The sequence below is a fragment of the Paenibacillus sp. FSL R7-0210 genome (genome assembly GCF_038009085.1).
Lineage (GTDB): Bacteria > Bacillota > Bacilli > Paenibacillales > Paenibacillaceae > Paenibacillus_AQ > Paenibacillus_AQ silagei.
On the sequence record NZ_JBBPAR010000001.1, the window covers coordinates 923552 to 937402 of the forward strand.

The window sequence follows — 13851 nt, forward strand, 5'->3', positions numbered from 1 at the left end:
GTATGTCGCAAGCTGTACGCCGCAGGCCGCAAGGTTTTGCGGCTTTTTTGGGAGATTCAGAGGGATAAATCCCTTTGAGTAGACCGAAAGTGGGCGGCAGGCGTGAATGAGGAGCATCTTTGCCGGAACGCTCGAAATATCATACCTTTTCTCGAATGCATGTAGTTTCTTTCACTACCGGGCTCTATCTATAATATTAAATGAAAGCGCTTTACAACGAACGGATTTATGAGTGGGGAATGCTGGAACATTGGTGCAGAGAAGCAAGCTTGTATGAAGGGGAGCCGCAAGATGAGCGCAGCAACAGCAAGCTTGCGTGTGCTGGAAAGCCAGACTATCTGTTTTGTGCAAAGGTTGAATACGGCGACAAGGGGGATTATGGATGAGAAGGTTGCTAATGAGAGGAACGTTAATGAGAAGGTTACTCATGAAAAGCGGTTTGATGGCGTTAGTGCTACTGCTGCTGGTCAGCGGCTTGGGAGGAGTAGCCGAACGTGCCCGTGCTGCGGATGAATTCGACGGGATGCGGGAGAACCGGAAGGTAATGCTTACAGGAGGGCCCTCCCTGAATACGGCGGACGCCGATATTGCCGCAGCCCTTACCAAGCTAGGGAATGAAGCCAGCGGCTATTGGCAGACAATGAATACCTCGCCCGCCCGCACCTATCTGTGGAGCGATAACCCGGGCATCGGGAACTCGATTCATATCCGGGTGACCTATGAACGGCTGAAGACGATGGCGCTCGCGTATGCCACTACCGGCACGGCGCTGCATGAGAATAGTCAGCTCGGGAGCGATATCGCGGCTGCACTCGATTATATGTACACCACCCGATATCACGAGGCGGTAACGCCGACAGCCAGCGGAACGAGCAACTGGTGGGATTGGCAAATCGGCATTCCCTTGCAGCTTAACGATATAACGGTGCTGCTGTATGACTCCTTAACCCCGGCACAGGTTACGAATTATATGACAGCCGTGGAACGCTTCTCGCCCGCTGTTACCCTGACAGGAGCTAACCGCACCTGGAAGGCGATGGTGGTAGGCGAGCGGGGCATCCTGGTCAAAGATGGCACCAAGGTCGCCGCCGCCCGCGACGGACTGTCCTCCGTCTTCAATTATACGCTCAGCGGAGACGGCTTCTACCGGGACGGTTCATTCATTCAGCATAACAACATTCCCTACACCGGAGGTTATGGCATTGACTTGCTGTTGGCCGTCAGTGATCTGATGGGGATGCTTCACGGCTCTTCCTGGCAGGTGAGTGATCCCAAGCAGTCCAATGTATGGGAGTGGGTGTATAACGCTTACCAGCCGGTGATGTACAAGGGCGCTATCATGGACATGGTCCGCGGCAGGGAGATCTCTAGAAACTACAGCCAGGATCACGATGCAGGTCATCGGGTGATGCAGGGCATTTTGAACTTATCCCGAATTGCGCCACCCGCGCAAGCAGGCGATTTTAAGCAGATGCTGAAAGGCTGGATGCTTTCAGACACCTTCAAGTCTTTTTATGAAGATGCACCCGTTCCAGCTATTGCTCTGGCTAAAAGTATTAATAGTGACCCGGCGGTAGTGCCTTCGGCAGAGCTTCTTGTCTACAAGCAGTTCGCAGCGATGGACCGGGCCGTCCAGCACCGGCCGGGCTACAGCTTCGGCCTTGCGATGTATTCCAGCCGGATCAGCAGCTATGAAGCGATCAACAGTGAGAACGCCAAAGCCTGGTATACCTCAGCCGGTATGACCAGCTTATATAACAGTGATCTCGGACAATACAGCGATGGCTACTGGCCCACTGTGGATAATTACCGCCTGCCGGGAACAACGGTGCTGTCGCAGACCTCTTCCGGCAGCCACACCAGTACGAGGCAGTGGACCGGCGGCACCGATATGCAGAATCTGTACGGCGTCTCTGGCATGGAGCTGAAGTACGGGGATCATGACCTGAGCGCGAGAAAATCATGGTTCATGTTCGACGATGAAATCGTGGCTCTTGGTGCAGGCATCAGCAGCACGGATAATATTGCTGTGGAGACGATTGTAGAGAACCGGAAGCTGAACACGGCGGGCAGCAATACGCTTACTGTGAACGGTGAAGTGCAGCCTGCCACTTTGGGCGGGGCATCGACCCTGAAGCAGGTGGAGTGGGCACATCTGTCCGGCAGCACGGCGGGTGCGGATACCGGATATTATTTTCCGCAGACGGTATCGCTTGCTGCTAAGAGAGAAGCCAGAACAGGCAACTGGAAGCAGATCAACCCCCGTCCGGTCACACCTTCCACGCCGATCACCCGCAATTATATGACCTTATGGCTGGATCATGGTGTCAATCCGAGTAACGGCGAATATCAATATGTCCTGCTGCCGGGCAAGACAGCCGCTCAAGTAGCCGCTTATGCTGTTGCTCCAGACATTGAAGTGCTTGCGAATTCATCCAGTGTCCAGGCGGTAAAAGAAACGAAGCTCGGCATCATCGGAGCGAATTTCTGGGAGGATGGGGCAAGCTCTGCCGATCTGATTACCGTTAACAAGAAAGCGGCGGTTATGACCCGGGAAGCCGGAGATACCTTGGAGCTGTCTGTCAGTGATCCGACCCAAGCGGGCACGGGCGTGATTGAGGTGGAGCTGGACCGTTCAGCAAGCGGGTACACAGCAGATTCCGGGGTTACTGTAACGCAGCTCAGCCCGACCATCCGATTAACGGTGAATGTCAGCGCGGCCAAGGGCAAGACGTTCAAGGTTTCCTTTGACCTGGGCAGCGGCACGCCGCCGACCCTGCCTGGTGAAGAGGTGATTGTGGACAATAATGACACCACCGGAGTGCTGAAGACAGGAAGCTGGAAGACCGCTGCGGTGCAGACTGACCGGTACGGTGTCAACTATCTGCATGATGACAACAGCGGCAAAGGCAGCAAAAGTATAACCTTTACCCCCGACCTGCCCGCTACGGCTACCTATAGCGTCTATATGATGTGGCCGCAGCATTTCAACCGGTCGACTGCAATTCCGCTGGAAGTCGTTCATTCCGGAGGGACGGCAACGCTGAATATAGACCAGACTGCGAACGGGGGAGCCTGGAATCTGATTGGCACCTATTCCTTCACGGCAGGCACCTCCGGGAGTGTGACCATCCGTAATAATGGAACGACCGGATATGTCGCGGCCGATGCGGTGAGGTGGGTGCGGAATCCTTAGCAGACAAAGAGGCCCATGCAACTGTGCATGGGCCTTTCTTCGACATTCACTTGCAAGTTCGCCTCCGGCTTACAGCTCAACCCGCCAATTCCCCAGCCGTTTGGCGATTTCCGGGTCCCGGTGGGAGAAGAACAGGCTCTCGCCCGTATCGAGTAGGGCAATCTGAGTCATATCGTCTGCACTCAGCTCAAAGTTGAAAATATCAAAGTTCTCCACAATCCGCTCTTTGCGCACGGACTTCGGAATCGCCACGATATCACGCTGGATCAGCCAGCGCAGCACAACCTGGGCGACGGATTTGTTATGCTTAGCGGCAATCCCGGTTAACACTTCATTGCTGAACAGGTTGTAGCGCCCTTCGGCAAACGGTCCCCATGATTCAATCTGTACACCTTGTTCCTTCATAAAAGCAGCGTTATCCGTCTGCTGAAAGAACGGATGTGTCTCCACCTGATTGACAGCAGGAACGACCTTGTTATGGACGATGAGGTCCATCAGGCGGTCCGGGAGGAAGTTGCTGACCCCGATCGCTCTGATTTTGCCTTCGTGGTACAGCTCTTCCATTGCACGCCAGGCTCCATAGTAGTCGCCGAACGGCTGGTGAATGAGGTACAGATCTAAGTAGTCCAGCCCCAGCTTCTTCAGGGACTTGGCGAAGGAGAGCTTGGCGCTCTCGTATCCGGCATCCTGAATCCAGAGCTTGGTGGTGATGAACAGCTCTTCGCGCGGTATGCCGCTGCGCTTGATGGCGCGGCCTACCGCCTCTTCATTCAAGTAACCGGAGGCGGTATCGATCAGGCGATAGCCTGCGCTCAGTGCTTCATACACCGCATTCTCACATTCTTCAGCATCTGGAATCTGATAGACACCAAAGCCGAGGATCGGCATTTTTACTCCATTATTCAAGGTTACAGTCTGCATGGTCTTGTCCTCCTAAGGATGATTTAGTGATATGATGAGCCTAACGCCTTCGTGTAACACGAAGTCAAGCAGGGGTTATTATATTTTTCAGGGAGCAGTAACATCATCAAAATAAATACAAAAACAAATACAGGACCAGCCCCAGTGGCCGGTCCTGTATTTGTGCCCATCTTTAATCTGTCTATTCTAAGGAAACGGGGCGTTTTTTTCTGCACACGACCACCACATACAAAGGATTCATATCCTTAACTCTTCCGAGATCCATTAGCTCGTATCCGTTAATGACGGGATTGTCATAAGGCGTGGTTGTAGGAGGCATTGCTCTCGCATTTCTGACAACTTGGGCTTGGAAGGCTGAATAATCGGAGACGAAGGTTTGACCGTACAACTCCAGGATATCATATTCTTTCAGTAACTCCCCCACAAGCTCAGTAATCGTATATTCATATTTGTGATAATGATTTCTTGGCTGTTCCACGAAGTAGCCAGCAGGGTTCGCTATGCTGCGGTTAGGTGTAGAGACAATAAAGATTCCGTCATCCTTGAGAAGTCTGGCGGATTCTTTAATCCATACACTGCCATCATCGATGTGCTCAATGGTCTCAAAGGAAACAACGACATCAAAGCTATTGTCTTCAAGTTCAAGCTTGTTGACATTTCCGTAAGCATAATCAATCTGATCATGACCATATGTTTTGCGCGCATTAGATAAGCTGGCTTCATCGATATCTACGCCAAGGACATGACTTGCACCGGCCACCTGCAGCATTTTACTCCCATACCCTGCCCCACAGGCAGCATCCAGCACCCTTTTATCCTTGACGAACTTTTGGGCTAATTTGTATCTGTTCAAATGTTCTTCCAGCACATCTCCGTGATTCTTTTTGACGGCATCGTTAATGACAACCCGTTCTCCTGTGAAAATTACATCGTTTTGTTCAGTATTCAGTATTTCGGAGTTGATATCTATGGAATTTGTGTCGTTTCCCCCCACTACTTCAGCCTCGGGGTGAGCCTTCGAAGAGGGAGCTTCGATTCTGCGGAACAAAGATTCAAAATACTTTTGATTGTATACTATACTTGGATGATCGGGATTATATTTTTGGGCTATTTTATGATGGTGAAAGGCCTTCTCGTGTTCGCCTGATGATTCATAACAGACACATAATTGTAAATGGGGGAGCCAGTTGGCAAAAGAGGCATCATAGTTTATGTGTTCATGTGCAATGGTTTCTTGGGTAGCCATATCAAACCAGAAAATAGCCATATTCAATTGGCTTTTCTGCATGAATGCAGTGCCGATTTTGTAACAGATCACGGGATGGGGAATTCCATAAGCAAAGGATTGGAATGCTGCTAACAAGGCTTTATTTACATCCCCAGCAGCAATGTAACAATCCGAGAGTCTCCCATAGGCCTCATAGGTTTCTTCATTCAACGTCTTTGCTTCCAAAAGAAACTTTTCATAGAACACAGCGGCGTTCTCATAATTTTTCTGGTTATATAGAAAGTTGGCATAATTCATTAAATTGGACATCTGAGATTCCTGTGAATCTGGCTGATGGTTTGCCTGAAGTGTGTCCGGTTTATGCATACTAAATCCCTCCTTAGCTTTGTGCCAGAGCTTTTATACTTGCAATTCGCAGCAGGACATCTTCGAAATAGGACTCTTCTCCATAAAATTCTCTAAAGAGGTCCTCAAAGTCATCGGTAAAAACAGGGGCGTGATCACGCATGATTCCTGTGTACCAAGGGAGAATGTAATTGTAGAGAGCAGCTAGTTTCTCTTGCTGCACATCTACCTCGCTTAATCCTTTACCAATGAAATGATGCAAAATAGTCTGATAACTACGGAAGACGACTTCCCCGAGATTGTATCCTGAAGGAGGATTTCCGGAAAAATTAAACATTCTCCGGTTCACCACGCAAAAGCTAGGGTTTCTGGTTAAAATTTCGTACTGCATATAAGCTTGATTTAGCGATAAATCGATATAACGGAAGGGCTTTTCAATTTGTTCAAAATCTTCCCTTCGTAGAATGATGCCGGAAATAAAGGTACACATAATACCTGAGGTTCGAAGATAGGCGGGTGCACCTTCTGCAGTATAAACCTGGCCATCATGGTTATGCACATTCAAATATATAATTCCGCACTGCATATGATCATGGATGACATCAAGTAGAGAAGGGATTGAATCCTCCACAAAATAATCATCATCACCCTGCCATTTTATAAACTTGCCCCTTGCCAGTTGGGCTACAAGATATATATTGCGGTCGCCCCCTATGTTCGTGCTGTTTCTGAAGGATTTGAGGCTAGGATAACGGCTGGCATAACGTGCAATCACTTGTGGAGTAGCGTCGGTGGAGGCATTGTCACAGACAATTACTTCTACCCGGCTATCGTTCTGTAATTGACTGAATATGCAAGAAAGACAGAGATCAAGGTAGATTGCGCGGTTATAAGTCGGAATGCAAATGGAGAGAAGCGGAGTAGATTCCGGTGTGCCGGAACTCAAGCCCGCAGTTCGCGGTTGGAGCTTAGCCGTCTCCTGCTGCAGAATTTGTGCCGGAGATCCGCCTGCCACACAGTAATCCGGAAGATCTTGCTCAACAACACTTCCAGGCTGGATTACACAGTGCTTGCCTATTCGGATATTACCTGCAATAACAGTTCCATCACCTATTTGTGTGCCTTCTCCGATGATAACTTCTCCAGTGCTGTCCATCCATCCTTGTGCTAAGACCGGCAATCCTACCTGACGATACTCATACCTTGGGTCTGATATACTAACATTACTGCCAATAGTGACACGAGGCTTGATTTCAATACGGTTTAGGGCTTGAAGAGTGAGTCCTTGCTCACATCTGCAATCATCTCCTATAATAATTTTGGGTACAGGCAAAGAATCTTGTAATGTGGACTGTATGCAGTAATCATCTTTGATTGTTACCCTGTCGCCAATGAGAACGAACTCGGGATGATGAAATTGTCCGATGGGAGAGATATCTGTGCTTTTGCCACAGTAAAAGAAACTAGAAACTGGTTTAGGCTCTAAAGAGTGCGACATAACCCATTAACTTCCTTCCTAAATTAGGATTGGCGTATTGCTTTCATGATGGCAAGGCCATCCTCATAATAGGGTTCATCTTGATAGTATTTTTTGTAGATCTCTTCAAACTCATCAGTAGTCACAGTTGCCTTATTATTCCGAAACCATGGAATGGTATAGTGATAAAATGTTTGTTTTTTCTCTCTGGAAATTTCTTCAGCAGTCAAACCAGTGCCCAAGAAATGGCTAAGGATAGACGGATACCCGTTAAAAAAAACTTCAGCAAAACTGTATTTAGGATTGTAAGCACCACCATAACCGAAGATACTATCGTACATGATGCAGAAGTTCGGGTTATCCTTTAATATAGAATATTGAAGATATAACTGATTGAATTTAGAGGTCATGAATAGCGCCGGGTTCTCGATCTTCTCCAAATCCTCACGTCTTAGAACAACAGAACTGATAAAAGCCGCATAAAGGGTGGTTGCGGCCAGGAAATTACTCATGCCGGATTCCAGGCGGGGAGGCCTATTTCCGTTAATTAGACTAATATGGAAGACTCCACATTCCGGATGGCTGTGCAGTACATGAAGCAGGGGCATAAGCTTGCCGGGCAGAAAATAATCATCATCGCCTTGCATTTTTACAAATTTCCCTCTCCCCAGCTGTAATACATGAAGAATATTAGGATCTCCGCCAATGTTCGTGTCATTGCGTACTGACTTCATATTGGAGTACAGGGCCATATACTTGTCTATGATCGCTGGCGTGGCATCTGTGGAGGCGTTATCGGATACTACCACTTCGATCAGCTCATTATTTCCGATCTGAGCATAAATCGACTGGAGGCAAGCGTCAAGATAAGGCGCGCGGTTGTAAGTTGGGATACAGATTGATAACAGGGGAAGGCGGCTTCGGGCAGTAAGAATAGCCTGGGCCTGATCATGAGCAGACACATCCACCCAGCTCCCGGAGGAAGTCTCATAAATCTGCACAATTGATGCGGGATTACCTGAAACCACGCAATAGTCGGGAACATTGTCCAAAACCATGCTGTTTGCCTTAACTACGCTCCCAGCTCCAATACGTATATTCCCGGATAGGCGGCAGTTTGCTCCGATCCAGGAGCCTTCTCCAATGGTAATATCCCCTTCCATTAGAACGTTGGAATGGATCAGAACATTTGGCTCTAAGATAATCCTGGGGTGAGCTGTGATCTGGACACTTCTGTTGATTTGACAACCGTCTCCTATAGAGATAACTGGACTATCGCCAGAAATTCCGTGATTCACATCTTTCGGCTGGATAGCATATGGAGCTTGAATAGAGACGTTGTTTCCTATAGAAATTAGCTCTGGAGACTCAAATATGCCTCCCTGCTGAACAAAGGTGTTGCTTCCGAAATGCGCAAATCGCTCAGAGAATTCAAGCGGAATGTATAAGGCCAAGGCTGATTCTCCTTCCATACTTCAAATCTGGATTCGTACCCGCTGCTCTGTCTTCTAATTCATATGGGGCCGGTTCCTAAAGTATGATGAGTATACTGAAAAATACCGGATTTGCTGGACATTGTGGATTTTCCAGATAGTCAGTTGTTTCCGTGAAGATATCGGAGCTAAATTATCTTTTTTTAAGGAGGATTAACATGTATACAGTCAAAGAAGCGGCTTCCATGACGGGACTAACTGAACATGCTGTGCGTTATTATACGGATAAAGGGCTGGTGCCGAGCATTCAGCGTGATAAGAACAACATCCGACTGTTCGACGATGAATCGATCAACTGGCTGTACGGGATTAGGTGCCTCAAGCAGACCGGCCTCCCCATTGAAAGCATCAAAACCTACGTCGATCTCTGCCTCGAAGGGGATTCGACGATTGAACAGCGCTTTGCTATGATGATGGAATACAGGGAAGCGGCGCTCCTTCAGCTGGAAGAGGCCAAGCAGCGTGTTGCCCATCTGGAAGAGAAGGCCCTTCAATATCAGGCTATTCTGGAGCAGCGTATCCCGGACCTGACCAATCCCGGCAACTGGAGCAAGCTTCAGAAGGAGGGCGTCAAGGTTCCGGCGCGCCGGAAGAGAGTGGTGCGGTCTTCTTAGCAGCCAGGGGAATACTCCCCAGCAGCTGGGGGGATACCTATATTAGGTAACCAACCAAGCACACCCCAGCCATCAATCGACTTCGTTCGTCAGCATTCGTCAATCCTTTGGCCGTTCACCTTGACACAGTGTATACCCCGTGACATAATAATTCCAGACTAAATGACTATGATAAGTTGGACATCATAGGACAACGAGAGAGAGCTTTTACTAGACGAGGGGGAAGTTATAATGAAGAAGAAATTTGTGCCAGGCGTTCTGATTGTGTTGCTCGGGTTGGTCCTTGCAGGCTGCGGTAATGGAAATAAGAATAACGCAGGCTCAGCTGAGACAAATGGTGCTGGAGCAGGTACGAAGACCATTATTGCTGCTACGAGCGGGGTCAGTAACCCTTTTAGCTACGAGAAGGACGGGCAGTTGACAGGTTACGATGTGGAAGTAATGAAGGCGATCTTCAAAGACCTTCCGGAATATAAGCTAGAGGTTCAAGCGATTGAATTCGAAGGGATTCTGACTGGTCTGGACAATGGACGTTTCCAGCTGGGGGCGAACAATTTCAGCTCCAACCCTGAGAGACGCGGCAAGTACAATTTCTCACTCCCGATTATTGAGAATGCGAATGTATTCGTAGTCCGCAAGGACGATAATACCCTTAAGGCGGTAGAAGACCTGAAGGGCTATAAAGCCGTAACAGAAGTAGGCAACTCCGGTGCCACACTGCTGGAGAATTATAATGAAGCGAATGCGGATGCCAAAGCAGAGATTATCTACACTGACGAGAATTTCGTGAAGCAGTTCGAAGGTATTGAAGCCGGCAAGTACGATGTGCGCATCATTTCCCGTGTCTCTGCCGAGAAGGCCATCAAGGAGCATGGCTTCACCAATCTGAAGGTCGTTCCGTTCTCTACAGAGAATAGTGATCCAGGATCTTATATCCTGCTCTCCAAGTCTGCGGACAGCACCTTGCTAGATACGGTTAACAAGAGAATCAAGGAAATGTATGCGGACGGCACCCTGCTGAAGATTAGCCAAGAGCAGCTTGGCGGCGACTATTTGCCTAAGAAAGAGCTAATGGAGTAACTGAGGGAAGGTGATCGCATGAAATTTCTAGTCTCGGGAGATGCGTTATTCTCCAGCAGTAATTTATATAAGACGATGGACCCGGAGCTGCTGGCTTTGCTGCAAGGGGCCGATGAAGCTTTTACCAATGCAGAGTTTGTAACTCCGCGTCTCAATACCGCTCCGGCGGCAGGCCGCGGCTACCAGACCAGTGTGCGCCCCAAGGCGCTGGACGAATTCGGGAAGCTTAATATCCGTTATGTGAGCTTTGCGAATAATCATACGGGGGACTACGGGACTCAGGGTCTTGTGGATACGATCGAAGAGGCGGAAGCCCGTGGTCTAACCCCGCTTGGAGTGGGCATGAGCCTGCATGAAGCGCGTAAGCCGGTGTTCGTGGATACGCCTGACGGGCGGATTGCCATCATCACTATCGATGTGACGAGAAGCGAGGTGTTCGCTGCCTCCAATCCGGGGAATGGAGTTCCGGCCCGTCCGGGGGTCAACCCGCTGCGCTGGTCGCGGACCTATGTCGTGAACGATCAGGACTTCAGCACCTTGAAGGAGATCAGTGAACGCATCGGCATCGCTTCCAGCATGGAGGAAGGCAAGCGGATTGAGACCTTCAAGAGCAAATCGGAGAATTACTATGAATTCGGTTCATTTTTTGAAGGCTATTTAACCTTCGAGAAGGGTGAACAGTCCCGCGTCAAGACAGCAGCGCATGAGCAGGATCAGCAGGAAATCTACCGCAGCATCCAGGATGCCGCGGAGCGCAGTGACTATGTTTTTGTCAGTCTGCACACGCATGAAGGGGAGAATGAGAACTGGTACTCCGATTATCCCGCAGAGTTCATCGAGACCTTCGCGCGGGGGGCGGTGGATGCCGGGGCGAGCTGTGTCTTCGGACATGGCGCCCACTTCACCAGAGGGGTGGAGCTGTACAAGGGCCAACCTATTTTTTATAACATAGGCAGTCTGTTTATGGAGTTCGAGGCAGGGGAGTCAATTGTATCTCCAGAGATGTTCACCGCCTACGGATATGCAGAGAATGAAGCTCCTTCTACCCTGCACAAGAACAGAACCAAGGACAGCGCAGGGAACTGGCAGGGCTTCTACAGCGACCGCAAGTTCTCGGAGAACTTCCTGGTCATGTTTGATCTGAGTGTGGAGGACAAGCGGTTCAGCTATGAGCTGATTCCGATTGATCTCAGGCTTACCCATGAGACAGTGACCAAGCGTGGCTTGCCTGTACTGGCATCCGATGAAGCGGCGGCCTCCCTGGTGGAGCGGCTGAACGCGGTAAGCAACGAACGGTATCATACTGAAATTATCTATGAGGGCAGACGGTTAATCGTGAGACCGTGTTAGGCTGTCGCCCTGTAAATTGAACGTGGAAGGAAGTCAATCGGTATGGGAGAGATTTTTGATATCAACGCGGTGTTCTCAGCGATTCCTCGCCTGTTAGAGGTCCTTCCTGTGAGTCTGCAGATTACGGTCATCTCAATGATCGTCGGCCTTGTGTTTGCTCTGTTATTTGCCATTATCCGTATGCGCCGAATTCCCGTGCTAAGCCAGCTGGTCACAGTCTTCATCTCGTTCATCCGTGGAACGCCGATCATTGTGCAGCTATACCTGACTTATAACGGAATTCCGTTGTTACTCAAATTCATTAATCAGCAGTATGGGACGGATTATAATATCAATGCCATTCCGGCGATGATCTTCGTGCTGGTCACCTTCGCGTTCAATGAAGCGGCGTACAACTCGGAGACGATCCGTGCGGCGCTGCAATCGGTGAACAAGGGCCAGATCGAGGCTGCTGAATCCCTGGGGATGACGTATCTTCAGGTGCTCAGAAGAGTCATCGTTCCGCAGGCGCTGGTGGTGGCGATTCCGCCGCTGGGCAATGCATTGATCGGATTGCTCAAGGGAACCTCCCTAGCCTTCGTAGCAGGTGTAATCGAAATGACGGCTAAGGGGAAAATTATCTCCGGCAGCAACTTCCGGTTCTTCGAGGTGTATCTCGCATTGGCGATCATCTACTGGATCATGACAATTCTGATTGAGCAGATTCTGAGATTCCTGGAGAAAAGATTCTCCATTCCGGACTCCGCTGCCGGGGCCATGAACCGCGGCTGGTTCTCTTGGGGAAGGAGAGAGATCTGATGATAAAGGTAAGCAATTTATCCAAGTCATTTCACGGTAATCTGATTCTGGACGATCTCTCCGTCGAGATTAACAAGGGAGATGTTGTAGCCATCATCGGTTCGTCCGGTGCGGGTAAGTCCACCTTCCTGCGTTCGCTCAACTGCCTGGAGCAGGCAGATCAGGGAATGCTGGATCTCGAAGGCTTCAAGGTCGATTTCAGCACGATCACGAACAAGCAGCGGCTGGAGCTGCGGAAGCAGACGGCGATGGTCTTCCAGCAGTTCAATCTGTTCCAGCACCGGACGGCGCTGGATAATGTCAAGGAAGGCCTCAAGATTGTGAAACGGATGAATGACCGCGAGGCCGCGCAGATTGCACAGAAACAGCTAGAGCAGGTAGGTCTTGCTGAGCGTGCTCATTATTATCCGAAGCATCTGTCCGGCGGCCAGCAGCAGCGGGTGGGCATTGCCCGCGCGCTGGCGATGAATCCGAAGCTGCTGCTCCTGGACGAGCCGACCTCAGCGCTTGACCCTGAGCTGGTCGGCGAGGTGCTGCAGACGATCAAGAAGACCGCCGCCACCGGTCAGACGATGATTCTCGTCTCGCATGAGATGAGCTTTGTATATGAAGTAGCGAATAAGGTGCTTTTCCTGGACAAAGGGAAAATCGTCGAGGAGGGCACACCAGATCAGGTGTTCAACCACCCCACCTCCGAGCGAGCCAAGGAATTCCTGCAGAATTATTTCCGCAACAAATCGAGTATTTAATTAGAGTAGTTCACAGTCAAAACCCCGGAGAGAGCGCTAGCTTGCGCTTTCCCGGGGTTTTGTGGTGAAGAAGTGTAAGGACTTCCCCGGAGGATGATCTGAACAAACCGGATGTTACGGAAATCGGAAGTAGTTGGATTCTCTACACTTGCTGATGGACGAACGGCCGCTGCTAGAACAGCAGATGGATAAACAGCACTTAATTGTTGTCCTTTCACCCAAAGTAGCCAAAACGGGCTCCAGTAGATGCTGTTTATCCACTTGTTCTGGCACATTCCTCGGTAAGCGACAAATTAAGATACATTTTTCCAACTGCTGTAGATGGAGGTTTAGTCTCCACCTGTGCCGTGCCCCATTGTTTGAATTGACATTTGGGTAAAACCCACTTCTTAAGTATTGAACTTGAAGCTTCGTCGTCACTGCGGTGAACATTTGGACTTCCATGTATGCGAAAAACCGAACACAATTCCACGATTGCCCGGTTGCCCTATGAAGGCGCGTTCGTCAATGAAGTTGCAATGAAAAATAACCAGCCAAATCCGAGAGAAACGTAGCAATATTCAGCTACCTTCATTAAAGTTGTAATTTTTGCGACTTTTT

10 protein-coding genes are annotated in these 13851 nt (G+C 49.6%); 6 read left to right on the forward strand and 4 right to left on the reverse strand.

Annotation, left to right across the window (positions count from 1 at the left end; genetic code table 11):
• The first annotated feature begins 427 nt into the window (after nucleotides 1-427).
• Nucleotides 428-3196 (forward strand): polysaccharide lyase family 8 super-sandwich domain-containing protein, encoded by a 2769-nt coding sequence (locus MKY64_RS04035; RefSeq protein WP_340951044.1) that lies wholly within the window; start codon nucleotides 428-430, stop codon nucleotides 3194-3196.
• Nucleotides 3197-3265: 69 nt separating this feature from the next.
• On the opposite strand, the gene MKY64_RS04040 is transcribed toward MKY64_RS04035, so the two are convergent.
• The 4 genes from MKY64_RS04040 to MKY64_RS04055 form a co-directional block, all read right to left on the reverse strand.
• Complete coding sequence (locus MKY64_RS04040; protein WP_339249981.1) at nucleotides 3266-4117, reverse strand: aldo/keto reductase; 852 nt, start codon at nucleotides 4115-4117, stop codon at nucleotides 3266-3268.
• A 181-nt stretch (nucleotides 4118-4298) separates the two neighbouring features.
• Entirely contained in the window at nucleotides 4299-5711 is a 1413-nt protein-coding gene (locus tag MKY64_RS04045; protein WP_340951047.1) for a class I SAM-dependent methyltransferase, read from the reverse strand.
• A gap of 13 nt (nucleotides 5712-5724) precedes the next feature.
• Nucleotides 5725-7188, reverse strand: a complete 1464-nt coding sequence (locus tag MKY64_RS04050; RefSeq protein ID WP_340951048.1) for a glycosyltransferase — start codon at nucleotides 7186-7188, stop codon at nucleotides 5725-5727.
• 23 nt (nucleotides 7189-7211) lie between these two features.
• On the reverse strand, nucleotides 7212-8621 hold the full coding sequence (locus MKY64_RS04055) for a glycosyltransferase (RefSeq protein WP_339249975.1): 1410 nt from the start codon (nucleotides 8619-8621) through the stop codon (nucleotides 7212-7214).
• 197 nt (nucleotides 8622-8818) lie between these two features.
• Between MKY64_RS04055 and MKY64_RS04060 the strand changes: the two genes are divergently transcribed.
• The 5 genes from MKY64_RS04060 to MKY64_RS04080 all read left to right on the forward strand — a co-directional run bounded on the left by MKY64_RS04060 (nucleotide 8819) and on the right by MKY64_RS04080 (nucleotide 13251).
• Nucleotides 8819-9274 carry a MerR family transcriptional regulator gene (locus tag MKY64_RS04060; protein WP_051477919.1) on the forward strand — a complete coding sequence of 152 codons (456 nt, stop codon included), beginning with the start codon at nucleotides 8819-8821 and terminating at the stop codon, nucleotides 9272-9274.
• Nucleotides 9275-9505: 231 nt separating this feature from the next.
• On the forward strand, nucleotides 9506-10354 hold the full coding sequence (locus tag MKY64_RS04065; RefSeq protein WP_340951049.1) for a transporter substrate-binding domain-containing protein: 849 nt from the start codon (nucleotides 9506-9508) through the stop codon (nucleotides 10352-10354).
• Nucleotides 10355-10372: 18 nt separating this feature from the next.
• Nucleotides 10373-11704 carry a CapA family protein gene (locus tag MKY64_RS04070; RefSeq protein ID WP_340951051.1) on the forward strand — a complete coding sequence of 444 codons (1332 nt, stop codon included), beginning with the start codon at nucleotides 10373-10375 and terminating at the stop codon, nucleotides 11702-11704.
• Nucleotides 11705-11746: 42 nt separating this feature from the next.
• Nucleotides 11747-12502: an amino acid ABC transporter permease gene (locus MKY64_RS04075; RefSeq protein ID WP_036724022.1), complete on the forward strand. Its 756-nt coding sequence runs from the start codon at nucleotides 11747-11749 to the stop codon at nucleotides 12500-12502.
• Complete coding sequence (locus MKY64_RS04080) at nucleotides 12502-13251, forward strand: amino acid ABC transporter ATP-binding protein (protein WP_340951054.1); 750 nt, start codon at nucleotides 12502-12504, stop codon at nucleotides 13249-13251. Before MKY64_RS04075 ends, MKY64_RS04080 begins: the two co-directional genes overlap by 1 nt.
• The last annotated feature ends 600 nt before the right edge of the window (nucleotides 13252-13851 follow it).

Bases quoted from the DNA above. Each gene is read 5' to 3' on its own strand.
- MKY64_RS04035 (WP_340951044.1), top strand. From the start codon at position 428: ATGAAAAGCGGTTTGATGGCGTTAGTGCTACTGCTGCTGGTCAGCGGC.
- MKY64_RS04040 (WP_339249981.1), bottom strand. From the start codon at position 4,117: ATGCAGACTGTAACCTTGAATAATGGAGTAAAAATGCCGATCCTCGGC.
- MKY64_RS04045 (WP_340951047.1), bottom strand. From the start codon at position 5,711: ATGCATAAACCGGACACACTTCAGGCAAACCATCAGCCAGATTCACAG.
- MKY64_RS04050 (WP_340951048.1), bottom strand. From the start codon at position 7,188: ATGTCGCACTCTTTAGAGCCTAAACCAGTTTCTAGTTTCTTTTACTGT.
- MKY64_RS04060 (WP_051477919.1), top strand. From the start codon at position 8,819: ATGTATACAGTCAAAGAAGCGGCTTCCATGACGGGACTAACTGAACAT.
- MKY64_RS04065 (WP_340951049.1), top strand. From the start codon at position 9,506: ATGAAGAAGAAATTTGTGCCAGGCGTTCTGATTGTGTTGCTCGGGTTG.
- MKY64_RS04070 (WP_340951051.1), top strand. From the start codon at position 10,373: ATGAAATTTCTAGTCTCGGGAGATGCGTTATTCTCCAGCAGTAATTTA.
- MKY64_RS04075 (WP_036724022.1), top strand. From the start codon at position 11,747: ATGGGAGAGATTTTTGATATCAACGCGGTGTTCTCAGCGATTCCTCGC.
- MKY64_RS04080 (WP_340951054.1), top strand. From the start codon at position 12,502: ATGATAAAGGTAAGCAATTTATCCAAGTCATTTCACGGTAATCTGATT.